The sequence below is a fragment of the Methylobacterium sp. J-078 genome, from assembly GCF_022829285.1.
Classification (GTDB): Bacteria; Pseudomonadota; Alphaproteobacteria; order Rhizobiales; family Beijerinckiaceae; genus Methylobacterium.
Genome location: NZ_JAKSYI010000055.1, coordinates 217,172 through 236,893, shown reverse-complemented (window position 1 = coordinate 236,893; position 19,722 = coordinate 217,172). Strand labels below are relative to the sequence as shown.

At 68.0% G+C, this 19,722-nt stretch carries 16 protein-coding genes; 15 read left to right on the top strand and 1 reads right to left on the bottom strand.

The window, feature by feature from the left end; translation table 11 throughout:
• Window positions 1-213: 213 nt before the first annotated feature.
• From coxB to MKK58_RS07270, 14 genes are all read left to right on the top strand, one after another.
• Window positions 214-1,053, top strand: coding sequence for a cytochrome c oxidase subunit II (gene coxB / locus MKK58_RS07335; RefSeq protein WP_243911437.1), 840 nt, complete (start codon window positions 214-216; stop codon window positions 1,051-1,053).
• Between the two features lie 90 nt (window positions 1,054-1,143).
• Window positions 1,144-2,775: a cytochrome c oxidase subunit I gene (gene ctaD / locus MKK58_RS07330; protein WP_243911436.1), complete on the top strand. Its 1,632-nt coding sequence runs from the start codon at window positions 1,144-1,146 to the stop codon at window positions 2,773-2,775.
• Window positions 2,776-2,942: 167 nt separating this feature from the next.
• Complete coding sequence (locus MKK58_RS07325; protein ID WP_243911435.1) at window positions 2,943-3,893, top strand: heme o synthase; 951 nt, start codon at window positions 2,943-2,945, stop codon at window positions 3,891-3,893.
• A complete protein-coding gene (locus tag MKK58_RS07320; protein ID WP_238281171.1) occupies window positions 3,890-4,054 on the top strand; it encodes a hypothetical protein in 165 nt (54 codons plus the stop codon). Before MKK58_RS07325 ends, MKK58_RS07320 begins: the two co-directional genes overlap by 4 nt.
• A gap of 27 nt (window positions 4,055-4,081) precedes the next feature.
• Window positions 4,082-4,735, top strand: a complete 654-nt coding sequence (locus MKK58_RS07315; protein ID WP_243911434.1) for a cytochrome c oxidase assembly protein — start codon at window positions 4,082-4,084, stop codon at window positions 4,733-4,735.
• Window positions 4,736-4,871: 136 nt separating this feature from the next.
• On the top strand, window positions 4,872-5,729 hold the full coding sequence (locus MKK58_RS07310) for a cytochrome c oxidase subunit 3 (protein ID WP_243911433.1): 858 nt from the start codon (window positions 4,872-4,874) through the stop codon (window positions 5,727-5,729).
• A 135-nt stretch (window positions 5,730-5,864) separates the two neighbouring features.
• A complete protein-coding gene (locus MKK58_RS07305; protein WP_243911432.1) occupies window positions 5,865-6,233 on the top strand; it encodes a DUF983 domain-containing protein in 369 nt (122 codons plus the stop codon).
• Between the two features lie 2 nt (window positions 6,234-6,235).
• A complete protein-coding gene (locus MKK58_RS07300; protein ID WP_243911431.1) occupies window positions 6,236-7,024 on the top strand; it encodes an SURF1 family protein in 789 nt (262 codons plus the stop codon).
• Between the two features lie 82 nt (window positions 7,025-7,106).
• Window positions 7,107-7,520: a DUF4864 domain-containing protein gene (locus tag MKK58_RS07295; protein WP_243911430.1), complete on the top strand. Its 414-nt coding sequence runs from the start codon at window positions 7,107-7,109 to the stop codon at window positions 7,518-7,520.
• Between the two features lie 66 nt (window positions 7,521-7,586).
• Complete coding sequence (gene thrC, locus MKK58_RS07290) at window positions 7,587-8,999, top strand: threonine synthase (RefSeq protein ID WP_243911429.1); 1,413 nt, start codon at window positions 7,587-7,589, stop codon at window positions 8,997-8,999.
• Between the two features lie 6 nt (window positions 9,000-9,005).
• Window positions 9,006-10,301 carry a M16 family metallopeptidase gene (locus MKK58_RS07285; protein ID WP_243911428.1) on the top strand — a complete coding sequence of 432 codons (1,296 nt, stop codon included), beginning with the start codon at window positions 9,006-9,008 and terminating at the stop codon, window positions 10,299-10,301.
• Window positions 10,302-10,530: 229 nt separating this feature from the next.
• Window positions 10,531-13,407 (top strand): EAL domain-containing protein, encoded by a 2,877-nt coding sequence (locus MKK58_RS07280; protein WP_409565211.1) that lies wholly within the window; start codon window positions 10,531-10,533, stop codon window positions 13,405-13,407.
• Between the two features lie 133 nt (window positions 13,408-13,540).
• On the top strand, window positions 13,541-13,882 hold the full coding sequence (locus MKK58_RS07275) for a hypothetical protein (protein WP_243911427.1): 342 nt from the start codon (window positions 13,541-13,543) through the stop codon (window positions 13,880-13,882).
• A gap of 64 nt (window positions 13,883-13,946) precedes the next feature.
• Window positions 13,947-14,891 (top strand): ferredoxin--NAD(+) reductase, encoded by a 945-nt coding sequence (locus tag MKK58_RS07270; RefSeq protein WP_243911426.1) that lies wholly within the window; start codon window positions 13,947-13,949, stop codon window positions 14,889-14,891.
• Between the two features lie 107 nt (window positions 14,892-14,998).
• On the opposite strand, the gene MKK58_RS07265 is transcribed toward MKK58_RS07270, so the two are convergent.
• Window positions 14,999-17,557 carry a glycogen/starch/alpha-glucan phosphorylase gene (locus MKK58_RS07265; protein ID WP_243911425.1) on the bottom strand — a complete coding sequence of 853 codons (2,559 nt, stop codon included), beginning with the start codon at window positions 17,555-17,557 and terminating at the stop codon, window positions 14,999-15,001.
• Between the two features lie 475 nt (window positions 17,558-18,032).
• Here MKK58_RS07265 and MKK58_RS07260 point away from each other — a divergent pair, with 475 nt between their 5' ends.
• A complete protein-coding gene (locus tag MKK58_RS07260) occupies window positions 18,033-19,631 on the top strand; it encodes an alpha-amylase family glycosyl hydrolase (RefSeq protein WP_243911424.1) in 1,599 nt (532 codons plus the stop codon).
• The last annotated feature ends 91 nt before the right edge of the window (window positions 19,632-19,722 follow it).

Here is a 19,722-nt window from a genome sequence, read left to right as displayed (position 1 = left end):
CGAGTCGAGGCCAAGACCGTGCGGGAAGGTGCATGATGCGACGCTGTTGCGGTTGCGCACCCTTCAACCATGTGGTCTGAAGCGCCAATCGGCCAGACGTGGGTTTATCCCCGCGCATGGCTCGCGGTCCGCGAAATGCACTTGCGATTTCATCTAAAGCCAGCAAGACGCGCGGCATCGTCGATCACAATCACGGGGAGCCAAGAGAGGCACATGCGGACGACGCAGGCGCAACACCGGTCATCATGGGGGCTTGCCGCGCTCGGCGCGTTCCTCGTCTCATCGTCGTCGGCGCTCGCCGCCGGCATCGGCCAGCCCGTGCCGTGGCAGATGGACCGTCAGGTCGCCGTCACCGAGAACGCACGGGACATCCATTCGTTCGAGCACGGCATGCACTGGCTCTCGTTCGGCATCTCGCTGTTCGTGCTCGGCCTGATCCTCTATTGCGTCTTCCGCTTCAGCGAGAAGGCGAACCCGACACCGTCGAAGACCACCCACAACACCATGATCGAAGTCGCCTGGACCATCGTCCCGGTGCTGATCCTGGTGGCCGTCGCGATTCCGTCGTTCCGCCTGCTGCGCACGCAGCTCTCGGACCCGAAGGCCGACGTGCTGGTGAAGGTCATCGGCCACGCCTGGTACTGGTCCTACGAGTACCCGGCCGTGGAGAACGGCGGCGGCTTCACGTTCGACGCCAACCTCGACGAGGACAAGCAGCCGAAGCTGCTCGGCACCGACAACGACATGGTCGTGCCGGTGAACAAGATCGTTAAGATCCAGGTCACCGCTGCCGACGTCATGCACTCCTGGGCGATGCCGTCCTTCGGCTTCAAGATCGACGCCGTGCCGGGCCGCCTGAACCAGTTCTGGTTCAAGGCCGAGCGCGAGGGCACCTACCACGGCCAGTGCTCCGAGCTCTGCGGTGCCCGCCACGCCTACATGCCGATCACCGTGCAGGTCGTCAGCGAGGAGGCCTACGCCAAGTGGCTCGCCGAGGGTAAGACCAAGTTCGCCCGCATCGACGACGCCTCGAAGTTCGCCGACGCCCGGTAAGGGCGCGGATCCCGGGGACCGGGCCCTCGAGCGGCGCCCGGTCCCGCCCACCGCGATGATCACGAGAAACCTGGACTAAGGTCTGCATCCATGGCGAACGCCGCAGCACATACCGGGCACCACGATGCCCACGACCACCACATGCCGTCCTTCTTCTCCCGCTGGTTCCTGTCGACGAACCACAAGGACATCGGCACCCTCTACCTGCTGTTCGCCTTCTGCGCGGGCATCATGGGCGCGTTCCTCTCCTTCGGCATCCGCATGGAGATGGAGGAGCCCGGCCTCCAGTACTTCGCCAACCCCGGCACCTACAACGTGTTCGTGACCGGGCACGGCCTCATCATGGTGTTCTTCATGGTGATGCCGGCGCTCATCGGCGGCTTCGGCAACTGGTTCGTGCCCCTCATGATCGGCGCGCCCGACATGGCGTTCCCGCGCATGAACAACATCTCGTTCTGGCTGACGGTGGCGGGCTTCTTCAGCCTCGTCTGCTCGCTGTTCGTCGAGGGCGCCCCCGGGTCTTCCGGCGCCGGCACCGGCTGGACCGTGTATCCGCCGCTGTCCTCGTCCGGCCATCCCGGCCCGGCCGTCGATTTCGCGATCTTCGCCCTCCACCTCTCGGGAGCCGGCTCGATCCTCGGCGCCATCAACTTCATCACCACCATCCTGAACATGCGCGCGCCGGGCATGACCCTGCACAAGATGCCGCTGTTCGCCTGGTCGATGCTGGTGACCGCCTTCCTGCTGCTCCTGTCGCTCCCGGTCCTCGCCGGCGCGATCACCATGCTGCTGACCGACCGCAACTTCGGCACGACCTTCTTCGATCCGGCCGGCGGCGGTGACCCGGTGCTCTACCAGCACCTGTTCTGGTTCTTCGGCCACCCCGAAGTCTACATCATGATCCTGCCGGCCTTCGGCATCGTCAGCCACATCATCTCGACCTTCTCGAGGAAGCCCGTCTTCGGTTACCTCGCCATGGCCTACGCCATGGTCGCCATCGGCGTCGTCGGCTTCGTCGTGTGGGCCCACCACATGTACACGGTCGGCCTGTCGCTGCAGACGCAGTCCTACTTCGTGTTCGCCACGATGGTCATCGCGGTGCCCACCGGCGTGAAGATCTTCTCCTGGATCGCGACGATGTGGGGCGGCTCGATCCGCTTCACCGCCGCCATGCACTGGGCGGTCGGCTTCATCTTCCTGTTCACGGTCGGCGGCGTCACCGGCGTGGTGCTCGCGAACTCGGCGGTCGATAAGTACCTGCACGACACCTACTACGTCGTGGCGCACTTCCACTACGTGCTCTCGCTCGGTGCCGTGTTCATCATCTTCGCGGGTGTCTACTACTGGTTCCCGAAGATGACTGGCCACATCATCCCCGAATGGGCCGGCAAGCTGCACTTCTGGCTGGCCTTCATCGGCGCGAACGTCCTGTTCTTCCCGATGCACTTCCTTGGTCTCGCCGGCATGCCGCGCCGCTACGCCGACTATCCGGAGGCTTTCGCCGGCTGGCACAAGGTCTCCACCTGGGGCGGGCACATCTTCGCCCTCGGCATGGTCGTGTTCTTCATCGGCGTCGTCCTGGCCTTCCGTTCCAGCCGCCGCGCTGCCGACAATCCGTGGGGCGAGGGTGCGACCACCCTCGAGTGGACGCTGTCCTCTCCCCCGCCCTTCCACCAGTTCGAGACGCTCCCCCGGATCGTCGACGAGCCGGGCCACCACTGAGACGCGACGCAGCGTTTCGAGGATTGCGAGGACCGCGCGAGCGGTCCTCGCTCTTTCCCGGAAACCCCGGCCCAGCTCATCCGAGCGGTTTCGAGGCTTCCCGCAAAGGGCGGCGCCCCGCGGCGCGATCCAAACTTCTCCGGACACGAGAACCGTATCAGGAATCCATGACGAGCCTGTCGAACAGCCTATCCGCTGGCGCCGAGCCGCAAGTTCTGTCGCCGGTCGGCGGCGAGGTGTCGGACTTCTTCGCCCTGCTGAAGCCCCGCGTGATGGTGCTCGTCATCTTCACCGCCCTCGTCGGCATGCTGGTCTCGAACGTCCACATCCAGCCGGTGGTCGGCTCGATCTCGCTCCTGATGATCGCGGTGGGCGCGGGCGCTTCCGGCTGCCTCAACATGTGGTGGGACGCCGATATCGACGCGGTGATGACCCGCACGGCCAAGCGCCCGATCCCGGACGGCCGCATCCGCCCGGACGAGGCCCTCGCCTTCGGCATCGTCCTGTCGGTGGGCTCGGTGCTGGTGCTCGGCCTCGCCTCGAACTGGCTCGCCGCAGGCCTGCTCGCCTTCACCATCGTGTTCTACGCGGTGGTCTACTCGATGTGGCTGAAGCGGGCGACGCCGCAGAACATCGTCATCGGCGGCGCGGCCGGCGCCCTCCCCCCGATGGTCGGCCAGGCCGCCGTCACCGGTAGCCTCGGCATCGAGTCCTTCGTCCTGTTCATGATCATCTTCATCTGGACGCCGCCGCATTTCTGGGCCCTGGCGCTCATCAAGTCGGCGGATTACGCCAAGGCCGGCATTCCCATGATGCCGAACGTCGCCGGGCCGCAGTCGACCCGCCGGCAGATCATCGCCTACTCTGCGCTGCTCTTCCCCGTGGGCCTCGCCCCCGTCTTCCTCGGCTTCGGCGGCTGGCTCTACGCCGTGACGGCCTTCGTCGGCGGCCTCGCCATGCTGGCCTTCAGCGTCCACGTCTTCCGCAACCGCGAGGGCGAGCCTGAGCGCAAGGCCGCCATGGGCATGTTCGGGTTCTCGATCCTGCACCTGTTCCTGATGTTCTCGGCCCTGCTGGCCGAGCAGAGCCTCGGCCTGTTCCGCCCGGTGTTCGCGTGAGCGAGCGCCCCGTGGCGCCGCGTCCGCTGACGCCCGAGGAGGCCCAGCGTCGGCGCAAGCGTTCCATTGCCATCGCGGCCGTGCTGTTCGCGCTGGTGACCATCTTCTACGTCCTCACGATCGCCAAGCTCGGGCCGCAGGTCCTGAACCGACCGATCTGACGCTCGCCCCAGCCGCGACGGAGCCCCATGACCGACCGCAGAGACGAGCAGCCCGAGGTCACGCCGTTCGGGGTTTCGCAGGCCCCGACGCCGTCCGCGCGGGCGAACCGGGCCGGCGTCACCGCCTTCGCCTGCGCGGGGCTCGCCTTCGGGATGGTCGGCCTCGCCTTCGCGTCGGTGCCGCTCTACGACATGTTCTGCAAGGCGACCGGGTTCGACGGCACGCCCCGCACCGGCCTCGCGCCGACGCGCGCGGCCGTCGACGACACCATGCTGGTCCGCTTCGACACCAACGTCTCGTCGAACCTGCCGTGGCGGTTCCAGGCCGAATCGCCGAAGGTCGAGGCGCGGCTCGGTGAGACCAAGACAGTGTTCTTCCGTGTGAAGAACACCGGCACCACCCCCTCCACCGGCATCGCGACCTTCAACGTGCAGCCGGCGCTGATGGGTGGGTTCTTCGTGAAGGTCGAGTGCTTCTGCTTCAACGAGCAGACCTTGAAGCCCGGCGAGACCATGGACTTCCCGGTGGTGTTCTACATCGACCCGGACGTGCGTAAGGACTCGAACACCGCGCATCTCTCCGAGATGACCCTGTCCTACACCTACTTCGCTTCCAAGAACGGCCAGCCCACGGCCGCGCTTGCGACAACGGGCGGCACGGGGACGAAGTCGAATTTTTGAGGCGCCAAGCGTGACAACACCGCACGACCCTGGCTAAGGGTTCGTCACAACAATCCGGGGCAACCCGGTCGAGATCGGCATTCAACGGATCGCGGGTCGGAGACGACCCGGAGGTCGGGGGCAGGAGAAGAGTTCAATGGCCGAGGCAGGCGCCAAAAATCACGATTTCCATATTCTGGCCCCGAGTCCGTGGCCGCTGATCGGCGCGTTCTCGGGCTTTCTGATGGCCTTCGGCGCCGTGTTCTGGATGAAGAGCCTGCAGATCGGCACGCTCACGCCCGGCCCCTACATCTTCGGCGCCGGCGCTATCGGCGTGCTCTACACCATGTTCGCCTGGTGGAAGGACGTGGTCCACGAGGCCGAGACCGGTGATCACACCCGCGTGGTGCAGCTGCACCACCGCTACGGGATGATCATGTTCATCGCCTCCGAGGTGATGTTCTTCGTCGCCTGGTTCTGGGCCTATTTCGAAGCGGCGCTCTACACCGCCGACCCGATCCAGGCCTCGCGCGTGGACTTCACCGGCGGGACCTGGCCGCCGAAGGGCATCGAGGCCTTCGACCCCTGGCACCTGCCCCTCCTCAACACCCTGATCCTGCTCACCTCCGGCACCACGATCACCTGGGCCCACCACGCCCTGCTGAACGACGACCGGAAGGGCCTGAAGTACGGCCTGTGGCTGACGATCATTCTCGGCGTGCTGTTCTCCGCCTGCCAGGCCTATGAGTACGCCCACGCCCATTTCGGCTTCTCGGGCAGCATCTACTCGTCGACCTTCTTCATGGCGACGGGCTTCCACGGCTTCCACGTCATCATCGGCACGATCTTCCTCGCGATCTGCCTGTACCGCGCCTATCTGGGCCAGTTCACGGTGCGCCAGCACCTCGGCTTCGAATTCGCGGCCTGGTACTGGCACTTCGTGGACGTGGTCTGGCTGTTCCTGTTCGCCTCCATCTACGTCTGGGGCGCCGGCGTGGGCCACGGCGCGCACTGAGGGCGTCACCGACCGCATGACAGGGTTGAAGAGGGCGGCGCAAGCCGCCCTTTTTCGTGGGAGCCGCGTGAAGGTCGGTCCGCCGATCCCCATATCGTGCCCGTCGGCGCCACGCCGGCCGAGGAGTTTGACATCTTGGACGTCTCTAGGCCGAAGCCCCCACCGATTTCCGCCGGCCTGCGCGGGCGCTGCCCGCGCTGCGGCGAGGGGCACATGTTCGACGGCTTCCTCACCTTTCGCCCGTCCTGCGAGGTCTGCGACCTCGATTACGAGAGCTTCAATTCCGGTGACGGTCCGGCTTTCTTCGTGATGTCCATCGTGGGCATCCTCGTGGTGGGCCTCGCCCTCTGGATGGAGATCACCTACGAGCCGCCGATGTGGGTCCACGCCCTCGTGGCCGGCTCGCTATCGATTGGGTTGAGCCTCGCCATGGTGCGCCCCCTCAAAGGTGTTCTGGCCGCCCTGCAATTCACCAACAAGGCCGAGCAGGGACGCTTTCGCTGATCATGGCTTCGACCCTTCGGACCGGCAGCCCTCTTCGTTCCGGTGCTTGGCGCAGCATCCTGGCGCCCGGCCTCGTCTCGCTGGTCTGCCTCGCCATCCTGCTCGGACTCGGGTTCTGGCAGCTGGAGCGCAAGGGCGAGAAGGAGGCATTGATCGGCCGCATCCTGGCGCGCTCGAAGGTCGAGCCGCCGGCTCCGTTGCCGCCGATCCAGAGCTGGGACCCGGCGCGGGACGAGTTCCGGCGGGTCCGCATCGCCGGACGCTTCCGGCACGAGGCGGAGACGCTGGTGCATGGTCTCGCCGCCGGCGCGGTTCCGGGCCGGGCGCTTCAGGGCTACTACGTGCTGACCCCCTTCCGGCTGGAGGATGGCGGCACCGTGCTGGTCAATCGCGGCTTCGTGCCCACCGAGCTGAAGGCACCCGCCGACCGCGCGTCCGGTCAGGTCGAGGGGCCGACCACGGTCACCGGGATCCTGCGCGGCTCCGAGCCGCGCACCATGTTCGTGCCCGCACCGGACCCGGTCCGCAACGAGTGGTTCAACCGCGACATCGCCGGCATCAGTGCCGCCCGTGGCATCGCCGATCCGCGCCCCTACCTCGTCGAGGCTGACGGGACACCCAATCCCGGGGGATGGCCGAAGGGCGGCCAGCTTCGGGTCGACCTGCCGAACAACCATCTCCAGTACGCCTTTACCTGGTTCGGCATCGCGGGCTGCCTCGTCGCGGTCTTCGGCGTGTTCGCCTGGCGACGCCTGCACGAGGCATCGGAGCCCGCGCCCGCGCGTTCGTGACGGCACCGGCCGGAAACTTGCATTGCCGGCTGGCGTGATCGGCGTAGGCTTACCCGCTCGGTCACGTCACGGAGTCGGCATCATGCGCGCGGTTCTCCTGTTCCTCGCAATCCTCTTCGCCGCCCCGGCGATGGCGGCCGACACCGCCGCGCGGGACGCGGCCCGGGCCACGGTGGAGCGCCAGATCGAGGCGTTTCGGCGCGACGACGCGGCCACCGCCTACGCTCAGGCGGCCCCGGCCATCCAGAACATGTTCCCCTCCCCCGACACCTTCCTGGCGATGGTGCGGGAGGGCTATGCGGCCGTCTACCGCGCCCGGCGCTACAGCGTGGACCGCATCGAGGAGGCCGGGGACGACGGCCTCGCCCTCGGGGTCAGCCTTCAGGACGAGGCCGGCACCGACTGGGCCGCCCTCTACAGCCTGGAGCGCCAGCCCGATGGCGCCTGGCGCATAAGCGGATGCCGCCTCGTGAAGGCGCCGGGGAGCAGCGCCTGACCGGACCGGCGCCTTTCGACACGCCCGCCGACATCGTGTAGACGGGGCGCCTTCCCGGAGGCCCCCTTGCTTCACGTTTCGACCCGCGGCGCCGCGGCGCCCCTCAGCTTTTCCGATGCCCTGCTTGCCGGCCTCGCCCGCGACGGCGGCCTCTACGTGCCCGAGACCTGGCCGCAGATCGCGAAACCCGCCATCGCGAACCTCGCGGGTCTGCGCTACGCCGACGCCGCCAAGACTGTGCTGCGCCCCCTCATCGACGGGGAGATCGCCGATGGGGACCTCGATCGGATGATCGAGGAGGCTTACGCCACCTTCCGGCACCCGGCGGTCTGCCCGCTGACCCAGCTCGACGACAACCTGTTCCTGCTCGAGCTTTTCCACGGCCCGACGCTCGCGTTCAAGGACGTGGCGATGCAGCTCCTCGGGCGCCTGATGGACCACGTCCTGCGGGCGCGCGGCGCCCGGGCCACCATCGTGGGCGCCACCTCGGGTGACACCGGGAGCGCAGCGGTCGAGGCCTTCCGGGGCCTCGATCAGGTCGACATCTTCATCCTGTTCCCGGAAGGCCGGGTCTCCGAGGTGCAGCGCCGGCAGATGACCTCGGTGGGGGCGCACAACGTCCACGCCATCGCCATCGACGGTAACTTCGACGATTGCCAGAACATCGTCAAAGCGCTGTTCCAGCACGCGGACTTCGCCGACGACGTGCGCCTCTCCGGCGTCAACTCGATCAACTGGGCCCGCGTCGCCGCCCAGGCGGTCTACTACTTCACCGCGGCCGTGGCGCTCGGCGCGCCGCATCGCCCGGTCTCCTTCGCGGTGCCGACCGGCAATTTCGGCGACATCCTGGCCGGCTGGGTCGCCAAGCGCATGGGGCTGCCGATCGAGCGCCTGATGATCGGCACCAACGCCAACGACATCCTGGCCCGCACTCTGGAGCACGGGGCCTACGAGGTGCGCGGCGTGCAGCCCACCACCTCGCCCTCCATGGACATCCAGATCTCCTCGAATTTCGAGCGCCTGCTGTTCGAGGCTCTCGGCCGCGACGCCACCAGCCTCGGCCGCCTCATGGCGGGCCTGAAGCAGTCGGGGGGCTTCCACCTCGACGCCGCCGTGCTCGACACCGTGCGCTCCGAGTTCGACGCCACCGCCGTCTCCGAGCCCGAGGTCGTCGCGGAAATCGCCCGCACGCACGCCGAGACCGGGCACGTCATCGATCCCCACAGCGCCATCGGCGTGCATACGGCCCGCAAGCTGCTCGCCAAGGATCCGCGCACGCCCGTGGTGGCGCTCGCCACCGCCCACGCGGCCAAGTTCCCCGACGCGGTGGCGAAGGCGATCGGCGGGCGGCGCCCGGAACTGCCGCCGCACCTCGCCGACCTGATGGACCGGCCCGAGACCTTCTCGCGGGTCGCCAACGACCAGGCGGCGGTCGAGACCTTCATCCGCGAGCGCGCCCGCATCACCAGGGGAGCGTGAGCGCCCATGAACCAGCATTTCGCCACCCACGGCGCCTCCCCCGACCTGAAGATCACCAAGCTCGACAACGGGGTCACCGTGGTCAGCGAGGCCATGCCGGGCGTGGCGACGGCGACCCTCGGAGTCTGGGTCGGGGCGGGCTCGCGCCATGAGCGCGCGGACGAGGGCGGCCTCAGCCACCTCATCGAGCACATGGCCTTCAAGGGTACGAAGACCCGCTCGGCGCGCCGCATCGCGGAGGATATCGAGAATGTCGGTGGCGACATCAACGCCGCCACCAGCGCGGAGGGCACGAGCTACACGGCGCGGGTCCTGGGCGAGGATGCGGGCGTCGCCCTCGACGTGATCGGCGACATCCTCACGGGCTCGGTCTTCGATGCGGGCGAACTCGCCCGCGAGAAGAGCGTGATCCTGCAGGAGCACGCAGCCATCGAGGATACGCCGGACGACGTCGTCTACGAGGCCTTCACCGAGGCGGCGTTTCCGAACCAGCCCATGGGCCGGCCGATCATCGGTACGCCGCAGACCATCAACAGCTTCGACCGCGACGCCATCCAGGCCTATATCGCGCGGGAATACACCCCCGACCGCATCGTCCTGGCCGCCGCCGGCGCCATCGAGCACGAGCGCATCGTCGCCTCCGCGACCCGGCACTTCGGCGGCCTCGCCCCGCGGCAGGCGCCGGAGACGGTCCCGGGCCTCTATGGCGGCGGCGAGAAGCGCCTGCCCCGGAAGCTCGAACAGGCGAACGTCGTGCTCGGCCTGCCGGGCCTCTCGTTCCGCGACGAGAACTACTACGCCCTTCACATCTTCGCGCAGGTGCTCGGGGGCGGTCTGACCTCCCGGCTCTGGCACGAGGTGCGCGAGACCCGCGGCCTCGCATACGAGATCCAGTCCTTCCACTGGTCGTTCTACGATTGCGGCCTGTTCGGCATCGGCGCCGGCACGTCCGGTGGGGATCTCGCCGAACTCATGGACGTGACCCTCGAGGCGACGATCCGGGCGGCGGCGGACGCCGACACTGTGGAGGTCGCCCGCGCCAAGGCGCAGCTGAAGGTGGCGCTACTCTCCGCCCTGGAGACGCCGGGTGGGCGCATTGAGCGCAACGCCCGCCAGATCCTGGCCTGGGGCCGCGTCATTCCGGCGAGCGAAGTCATCGCCAAGGTCGATGCCGTCACGGTGGATCACGTTCGCGCCGCCGGCAAACACCTGCTCTCCGGCGCGCCGACCCTGGCGGCGATCGGGCCGATCAAGAAGCTGCCGGGCCTCGACCGGATCGCGGCGACGCTCCGCACCGCCTGAAGCGATACCGCCCGGCTTGTTTTGGCCGCAAAGGCGGGCGATCGAAGCGGCTCCGCGCCACGGTTAGGAAACGGTGAATGCCCGCCCACGCGGCGCTCGCCCGCCTTGCTCGCGGCGGAACCCGCCGATACGACTGAGCCGCCGGCCCAGACGGATCTTTCCTGCCCTTCTTCCCGACGACGCCCCGCCCGGCCGGAACACTCGCCCGTTGCGCAGAATCGCCCCCGTCATCGCCGTCATCCTGTCGGCCCTCGTCGCGACGCTCCTCGGCCTGCTGGCCGGGATCGTGCCGGCCCGGGCCGTCGAGGCCGTGCGGGTCACCCTCGATGCGCCGGCGATCGACCTCACCCCGATGATCGAGCGCTACCGCTCGGACGGCGATCTCATCCAGATCTCCACCGCCCCGGGCAAGGACGGCATCGTCCGCCGCATCGTGGTCAAGGCCCGCGACGCCGGGGCCCGGCCCGACTGGATGGTCTTCGCGCTGACCAACGACACCGACGAGCAGGTCGACCGGGTCCTCGTCGCCCCGCATTTCCGCCTCGTCGGCTCGGGCGTGATCTGGCCCGACCTCGGCGGCTCGCGCATCGCCGCCATCACGGCGAGCCAGGGCATCCGTCCCGAGCGCGACGAGAACCCGGATTCCGACCAGTTCGTCATCACCCTCGATCCGGGCGCCACCGTCACCTACGTGGCGGAGCTGCGCGGCCCGAACATCCCGCAGGTCTATCTCTGGGACCAGGAAGCCTACCGGAAGAAATCGACCGGGCTGACGCTCTACAAGGGTATCATCATCGGCATCGCGGGCCTCCTGGCCCTGTTCCTGACGATCATCTTCGTGGTCAAGGGCGCGATCATCTTTCCGGCGGCGGCCTCGCTCGCCTGGGCGGTCCTGGCCTATGCGTGCATCGACTTCGGCTTTCTGCAACGCATCTTCCCCATCACCGAAGTAGCCGAGCGGGTCTACCGTGCCTCCACCGAGGCGGTTTTGGGTGCGACGCTCCTCGTCTTCCTGTTCGCCTATCTCAATCTCAGCCGCTGGCACGTCCGCTACAGCCACGTCGCCATCATCTGGCTGCTGTTCCTCGCCTGCCTCGTGGGCCTCGCGGTGTTCGATCCGCCGGTGGCGGCGGGCGTGGCGCGCATCTCCGTGGCGGCGGTGGCGGGGGTTGGCCTCCTGCTGATCGTCTACCTCGCGGCACATAACGGTTACGACCGCGCCATCCTGCTGGTCCCGACCTGGTGCCTGCTCCTGGTCTGGGTGGTGGCGGCGGGCTTCGCCATCACCGGTCAGATCGGCAGCGACCTCGTCCAGCCGGCGCTGATCGGCGGCCTCGTACTCATCGTCATGCTTATCGGCTTCACGGTGATGCAGCATGCCTTCGCGGGCGGCGGCCTCACCCACGCCCTGGTGTCGGACACAGAGCGGCGGGCGCTCGCCCTGACGGGAGCCGGCGACGTGGTGTTCGACTGGGACGTGCCCGGCGACCGGGTCTTCGCGGGCCAGGAGATCGAGGGCCAACTCGGCCTCAAGCGCGGCACCCTCGAAGGGCCCGCGGCGAACTGGCTGAACCTCGTGCATCCCTTCGACGTCGAGCGCTACTCGGCCGCCCTCGATACCGTGATCGAGGAGCGGCGCGGCCGCATCGTCCACGACTTCCGCCTCCGTTCCACGGTGGGACCCTACTTCTGGTATCGCCTGAAGGCGCGCCCGGTCATCGGGTCGGACGGCGAGGTGATCCGCGTCGTCGGCACGATCAGCGACGTCACGGAGGTGAAGACCGCCGAGGAACGCCTGCTGCACGACGCGGTCCACGACAGCCTGACGGGCCTGCCGAACCGCGAGCTCTTCTACGACCGCCTCGATGCCGCCCTGGCCTTCGCCAGCCAGGACCCGCGCCTGAAGCCGACCACGATCGTCCTCGACATCGACCGCTTCAAGGGGATCAACGAGGTCATCGGTCTCTCGGCGGGCGATTCGATCCTGCTGACCCTGTCGCGCCGCCTCGGCCGGCTCCTTCGGCCGCAGGACACCCTGGCCCGGGTCGCGGGCGACGAGTTCGCCTTGATCCTTCTGTCGGAGCGCGAGCCCGACCGGATCCTCGCCTTCGCGGAGATGATCCGCAAGGCGATCGCCACGCCGATCACTTATGCCGACCGCGAGATCTTCCTCACCGTCTCCATCGGCATCACCCTGCACGAGGGCGGCGCGAATCTGAAGCGGGACGAGGTCTTCAAGAACGCCGAGATGGCCATGATCCAGGCCAAGCGCGGCGGCGGCGACCGCATCGAGGTCTTCCGCGCCACCATGCGCAACGAGCGCGGCGACCGGCTGATGCTGGAGGCCGACCTGCGCCGGTCGATCGAGCGCAACGAGATGAAGGTCCTGTTCCAGCCCATCGTCCGGCTGGAGGACCGCACCGTGGCGGGCTTCGAGACGCTGCTGCGCTGGGACCATCCGAAGCTCGGCCGCATCACGCCGGCGACCTTCCTGCCCATCGCGGAGGAGAGCGGCTTCATCGTCAACCTGGGCATCTTCGCCCTGGAGCGGACCGCCCTGGAACTCGCCGCATGGCAGCGCTCCCTCGACGTCGATCCGCCGATCTTCGCCTCCGTCAACGTGTCTTCGCGTCAGCTCCTGCGACACGACCTGCTGCACGACGTGAAGACGATTCTGGCGCGCTCCGGTGTGATTCCAGGGTCCCTCAAGCTCGAAATGAGCGAGAGCCTCGTGATGGAAAACCCGGAATACGCCGCACAGATGCTTCACCGCATCCGCGACCTCGGGGCCGGTCTCTCCCTCGACAATTTCGGCACCGGTTATTCGGCCCTGTCCTACCTGCAGCGCTTCCCCTTCGACGCGATCAAGATCGACCGGTCCTTCGTGCGCCAGATCGCGACGGGCCAGACCGCGATCCTGCGGTCCATCGTGAAGATGGCCCAGGAACTCGGACTGTCGATCATCGCCGAGGGTGCAGAATCCGAGGGTGATACGCAGGCTCTGTTCGAGCTCGGCTGCGAATATGCGCAAGGATTTGCCTTCGGGGAGCCGATGTCGATGCTGCAGGCCCGGCAACTTCTCGGGGCTGCGCCTGAAGCAGCTTGAGGCGAAACGCCGAACCGATCCAACGAAGTCTCGAGGATCGGCTTAAACCTCCCTTAACCATGATCCGGCATCGTTCACCCTTAGAACGGGTGCGAGCGGTGGGCGTCAGCGCCGGCCGCCAGGAGATGGTGTGATGGCGCAGGCCGCGTTGCGGATCGCAGACGACGAGATCGACACCAGTATCGTCCGGCGCCTGATGGCGCGGCCGCTCCACGTCGTTCCCGCCCCGGTTCCGGTGCGTGAGGAACCGGCGCCCGTGCCGGCCCGGCCCGATCAGACGAATGCCGAGGTGTCCCGCCTCCGGGCGGAAATTCAGGTGATGAAGGCGGTCCTCGGCGCCGAGCGCCGCGAGACGGAGCGCCTGCGCGCCTGCCTGACCCGGATGGAGGTCCCCGAGACGCTGACGCCCGAGGCGCGGATCGTTCGCGACCGCTGGGCGGCCCTCGTCGACATGATCCTCGACGGCCCGCGCTGACGCGCCGAGATCGCGTCGCGGCACATTCATCCTTTCCCGCCTCTCCACCATTCGAAGGACGACCATGAGCGCCCGCTGCTCGCTCGTCGTCAACGGCAAGTCCGTGCGCGTTTCCACCGGCGACACACCGCTGGAGGCCGCCCTCGCCGATGGGATGATCGCCCCCACACCCGGATTGAACGGACAGGGGTCGGCGCCGGCTCCGCGCCGCGCCCAGAGCCGTTCGCATCGCAGCGAGTCGGTGAAGCTCGCCCTGCCGCGCCCGGCCAGCATCGAGGCGCCCCGCCCCCATCCCCTGCCGACCCGGAGCGCCGCCGTCCAGAAGCGGACTGGGACCGTGACGGAGATCAGTCCGCTCGGACTGCACACCGTCCAGGTCGTGGTGACGCTCACCCGCCGATTGCCGCTGGAGCCGGGCCATCAGGTCGTGGTGACCTTCGCGGGTTTCGAGCCCGCGACCCTGAGCCCGACCCTGCGGGTCGATGGCTCGGCCGAACTCAACGAACTCGTCTTTCAACTGCGCCTGAATTCCGACGGGAGCGGCCTCGGGCACGCCCTCGGCGAGGGCATCGATCTCGATCACCCCGTCAAGGTGAAGGGCCCGGTCGGGCGCGGCTTCTACCGGCCGGGCAGCGGACGTCTCGTCCTACTCGCGGCCGAGACCGGCTTCGCGCCGATCTGGTCGATCGCCCGGGCCGCCCGCTACATCGATCCGGCCCGCGAAGTCACCCTGATGGTCGGCGCGCGCGATCCCCTCGACCTCTACATGCGCCCCGCCCTCGACTGGCTGCGCGCCACCGGGGTGACGCGCATCGTCATGGTGTCCGACCGGACCCGCCAGCGCCCCCCCGAGGTCCGCCCGGGTCCCCTGACGGCCCATCTGCCCTCGCTGCGCAGCACGGACGTGGTCCACGTGGCGGGCGACGCCTCGACGGTCGGTGCCGTCGAGGTCCTGGCCGCCGCGTCCGGCGCCCGCTGCTATCCGGTGCTGATCGAGCCCGGGATCTGAACGAAGCACGATCCGAACGAAAAGCGGCGCGTCCCCGGCAGGGGCGCGCCGTTTTTCGTTTCCCGTCCCGGTGAGGCCCGGCCCCTCGGGGCCGGGCGCACCTGACATCAGCCGACGCGGACCCGCCAGATCTCCTCGGCGTATTCGCGCATGGACCGGTCCGACGAGAACCACGCCATCCGTGCCGTGTTGAGGATCGCCGCGCGCCACCACGCCTTCGGGTCGTTCCAGGCGGCATCGACCGCGCGCTGGGCCCGCCAGTAATCGTCGAAATCGACGGTGAGCAGGTAGCGGTCGTTGTGGCGCAGGTCGTCGACGATGGGCCGGAAGCGGCCCGGTTCCTCCGGCGAGAACCGGCCGGATTCGATGAGGTCGAGGGCCGCCTTCAGGCGCGGGGAGGCGGCGATGGCGGCCTCGGCGTAGTTCGGCTCGGCCATGCGGGCCTGCACCCCGGCGGCATCCAGACCGAAGATGAAGATGTTCTCCGGGCCGACATGGTCGCGGATCTCGATGTTCGCGCCGTCCAGGGTACCGATGGTCAGCGCACCGTTGAGGGCGAGCTTCATGTTGCCGGTGCCCGAGGCCTCCATGCCGGCCGTGGAGATCTGCTCCGACAGGTCGGCCGCCGGGATGATCGCCTCGGCGAGACTCACCGAATAGTTCGGCAGGAAGGCCACGGTCAGGCGCCCGGCGACGTCCGGATCGGCATTGACCACCTTGGCGACGTCGCAGGCGAGCTTGATGATGAGCTTGGCCTGCACGTAGCTCGGCGCCGCCTTGCCGCCGAAGATCTTGACGCGGGGCGTCCAGTCCCGCTTCGGGTCCGCCTTGATCGCCTGGTAGAGCGCCACCGTCTCGATGACGTTGAGAAGCTGGCGCTTATACTCGTGGATGCGCTTGATCTGCACGTCGAACAGGGCGGAGGGGTCGATCGCGATGCCTGTGCGCTCGGTCACGACATTGGCCAGCGCCGCCTTACGGGCGCGCCGCATGGCGGCGTAGCGCGACTGGAAGTTCGGGTCCGAGGCCACCTCGGCCAGACCGGTGAGCAGCTCCGGCGTATCGAGCACCTCGGGTCCCACCGCCTCGATGGCGAGCGCGGTGAGTTCCGGGTTCGCGTTGTGGAGCCAGCGCCGGAAGGTGATGCCGTTGGTCTTGTTGACGATCTTGTCGGTGTCGAGGGCGTGCAGGTCCTTGAACACCGTCGAGCGCATGAGATCGGTGTGCAGGGCCGAGACGCCGTTGACGCGCCGCGCGCCGAGGAAAGCGAGATGCCCCATGCGCACCCGCTTGCCGTGGCTCTCGTCGATTAGGGAGACGGAGGCGAGCTGGGCGGCATTGCCCCGCCCGTGCTTGCCCTGCTCCTCCAGATGCATCCAGTTGATCAGGTAGATGATCTGCATGTGGCGCGGGAGCACCCGCTCCATCAGCTCCACCGGCCAGGTCTCCAGCGCCTCGGGCAGGAGCGTGTGGTTGGTGTAGCCGAGGGTGTTGGTGGTGATGTGCCAGGCATCCTCCCAGTTCAGGCCGTGATCCTCCAGCAGGAGGCGCATCAGCTCCGGAACCGCGATGGCCGGATGGGTGTCGTTGAGCTGGATCGCGGCGTGATCGGCCAGGGAGCGCAGGTCGCCGCGCTCGGCCATGTGGCGCCGCACGAGGTCCTGCAGGGAGGCGGAGGTGAAGAAGTATTCCTGCCGCAGGCGCAACTCCTGGCCCTCGGCCGACGAATCGCTCGGGTAGAGCACCCGCGAGATCGCCTCGGCCCGGGCCCGGCCCGCGACGGCGCCGACATGGTCGCCGCCGTTGAAGCGCGCCAGATCGACGGGGGCCTCGGCCTCCGCCTTCCACAGCCGCAGGGTGTTCACGTGGCGCCCGCGCCAGCCGACCACCGGCACGTCGTGCGCGACGGCCCGCACCGTCTCGGCCGGGTGCCAGTGACGGCGGATGACGCCCTCGGACACGGAGGACATGGTGACGTGCCCGCCGAAGCCGATGCTGTAGGTTGCCTCGGGCCGGACGAACTCCCAGGGATTGCCCTCGGCGAGCCAGGTCTCCGGCGCTTCCTTCTGCCAGCCGTCCTCCAGCGATTGCCGGAACAGGCCGTGATCGTAGCGGATGCCGTAGCCGATGGCCGGGATCGACAGGCTCGCCATGCTTTCCATGAAGCAGGCGGCGAGGCGGCCGAGGCCGCCGTTCCCGAGGGCGGCGTCCGGCTCGGCAGCCTCCACGTCGCCCAGATCGACGCCGAGTTCGCGCAGGGCCGCGCGCGTGGTCTCGACGAGACCGAGATTGTTCATGGCATCGGACAGGAGCCGGCCGATGAGGAATTCGAGGGAGAGGTAGTAGACCCGCTTGTTCGGTATCGAGCGCTCGCCGTCCACGCAGGCGTCCACGATCCGGTCGCGGAGAGCCAGTGCGGTCGCGGCGAACCAGTCGCGTTCGCGGGCATTGGCGGGGGTTCGTCCGATCGCGTAGGCGAGCTTGGCGAGGATCGCCTCGCGCAGTTCGGCGACGGCATTGCCCGAAATCGCCCGATCCGGGCTCACCCGGCCCTGGCGGACGTGCGCGGGCGCGGCGCTCGCGTCACGCTGCGCCGTCATGTCCGGACCCGTTGCTGCAGAAGCCTCATAGCGTCCATCCCGTCTGATCAGCTTTTCGTTCAACACGTCTCAAGTCCCCCCGTTCTCAACCGCGGAACCTGGATACGCGAACCGGACCATCGACCCGCCGGGTCCGTCCAGTGCAGCGTTCCTGTTCTTCGTTCGGTCCAGCCATCTTGGTCGCGCTATTCAATCACTCTCAGGAGATCGGATCCGTTAAGACTCTCTTCTCGCAATGCATCGTACGGGCCGTTCAGCACACCCGATGCGTCTCCACCGCGAATCGGCCCGCGGGCCAATTCAGGCGACGAAGGCTGCGCGCGGTTGCTTGCCCGAGCATGACCTCCACCGCAACGCTGCGCCGCACAATCCTGCGTGCCACGTGACCATGACGGTCCGTGTGGACCAAAGCGCACGGGAATGAGACCGCATGACGTTGGAATATTGTCTGAACGCTGACGGTCATCGGCGGGTCGCGGAGCGCACGTTCTCCCGCTAGGGTCCGCCCCGGCCAAGCGGAGCGGGCCATGGAGGGCGTTGCATGGCGGATACGGTCTGGTGGAAGCGCGGCACCGTCTATCAGGTCTATCCCCGCTCGTTCCAGGACAGCGACGGCGACGGCATCGGCGACCTGGCGGGGATCACGCGGCGCCTGGACTATCTCGCCTGGCTCGGGGTCGACGCGGTCTGGATCTCACCGTTCTACCCGTCGCCGATGGCGGATTTCGGCTACGACGTCGCCGATTATTGCGGCGTCGACCCGCTCTTCGGGACGCTGGCGGATTTCGACGCCCTCGTAGCGGAAGCCCATTTCCGCCGGCTCAAGGTCATCCTGGACTTCGTCCCGAATCACACCTCGATCGCGCATCCCTGGTTCGCGGAGAGCCGCGCCTCGCGCACCAGCCCGAAGCGGGACTGGTACATCTGGCGCGATCCCGCCCCCGACGGCGGTCCGCCCAACAACTGGATCAGCAATTTCGGCGGCCCGGCCTGGACCCGCGACGCGGAGAGCGGCCAGTACTACTATCACGCCTTCCTGCGGGAGCAGCCGGACCTGAACTGGCGCAACCCCGAGGTCCGCGCGGCGATGCACGACGCCCTTCGCTTCTGGCTCGACCGGGGCGTGGACGGGTTTCGCGTCGACGTGATCTGGCACCTGATCAAGGATGCGGGCTTTCGCGACAACCCGGAAAATCCGGCCTTCGCGGCGGGACAGCCGGAGATCAACCGCTTCGCGCAGGTCTATTCCGCCGACCGTCCCGAGGTTTTCGACATCATCGCCGAGTTGCGGGCCGTGTTGGCGCCCTACCCCGAGCGCGTGCTGATCGGGGAGATCTACCTGCCGGTGGAGCGGCTGGTCGCCTATTACGGTCCCGACCTCAACGGCGTCGACCTGCCCTTCAACTTCCAGCTCATCCAGACCCCGTGGAACGCCCGCTCGGTGGGCGATCTCGTGAGTGCCTACGAGGAGGCCCTGCCCCCCGGGGGCTGGCCGAACTGGGTGCTGGGCAACCATGATCAGCCGCGCATCGCGGCCCGTGTCGGCCCTGAGCAGGCCGCCGTGGCGGCAATCCTGCTGCTGACCCTGCGCGGCACGCCGACCCTCTATTACGGCGACGAGATCGGGCTCGCCCACGTCCCGATCCCGCCCGATCGGGTCCAGGACCCTTGGGAGCGCAACGAGCCGGGCCACGGCCGCGACCCGGAACGGACACCCATGCAGTGGGACGAGACCGTCCATGCGGGCTTCAGCACCGCCGAGCCCTGGCTGCCGATCAGCGTGGACGCGGCGACCCGCAACGTCGAGGGCCTGCGTGACGACGCGACCTCGATCCTCACGCTCTATCGTCGGCTGTTGCGTCTCCGGCGGGACTACCCGGCCCTGTCGGTGGGCGCCTATCGCGCATGGCCCGATTGCCCGGAGACGGTCCTCGCCTACGAGCGGCATGATGGTGACGCGACGCTCCGCGTCGTGCTGAATTTCAGCGCAGCGCAGCAAGATCTGCCGATGGGCGAGGAGTTCGGCGCGAACTGGTCCGTTCTCCTCTCGACCCATCCGGAGCGCCAGGGCACGCGAATCTGCGAAAAACTCACCCTTTTCGCCCATGAGGGCGTCATTCTGCTCCGACTGGCCTCCTGATCCGCCGCGATCGACGCCTCGCGAGAAATCTTCCTGAACGTGGCTTGAATTGTGCGTCGCAATGGAACCGCGAATGATTTAAGGCGTTCAC

Coding starts and splice junctions, on each gene's coding strand:
- coxB (WP_243911437.1), top strand. CDS start 214: ATGCGGACGACGCAGGCGCAACACCGGTCATCATGGGGGCTTGCCGCG.
- ctaD (WP_243911436.1), top strand. CDS start 1,144: ATGGCGAACGCCGCAGCACATACCGGGCACCACGATGCCCACGACCAC.
- MKK58_RS07325 (WP_243911435.1), top strand. CDS start 2,943: ATGACGAGCCTGTCGAACAGCCTATCCGCTGGCGCCGAGCCGCAAGTT.
- MKK58_RS07315 (WP_243911434.1), top strand. CDS start 4,082: ATGACCGACCGCAGAGACGAGCAGCCCGAGGTCACGCCGTTCGGGGTT.
- MKK58_RS07310 (WP_243911433.1), top strand. CDS start 4,872: ATGGCCGAGGCAGGCGCCAAAAATCACGATTTCCATATTCTGGCCCCG.
- MKK58_RS07300 (WP_243911431.1), top strand. CDS start 6,236: ATGGCTTCGACCCTTCGGACCGGCAGCCCTCTTCGTTCCGGTGCTTGG.
- MKK58_RS07295 (WP_243911430.1), top strand. CDS start 7,107: ATGCGCGCGGTTCTCCTGTTCCTCGCAATCCTCTTCGCCGCCCCGGCG.
- MKK58_RS07285 (WP_243911428.1), top strand. CDS start 9,006: ATGAACCAGCATTTCGCCACCCACGGCGCCTCCCCCGACCTGAAGATC.
- MKK58_RS07275 (WP_243911427.1), top strand. CDS start 13,541: ATGGCGCAGGCCGCGTTGCGGATCGCAGACGACGAGATCGACACCAGT.
- MKK58_RS07270 (WP_243911426.1), top strand. CDS start 13,947: ATGAGCGCCCGCTGCTCGCTCGTCGTCAACGGCAAGTCCGTGCGCGTT.
- MKK58_RS07260 (WP_243911424.1), top strand. CDS start 18,033: ATGGCGGATACGGTCTGGTGGAAGCGCGGCACCGTCTATCAGGTCTAT.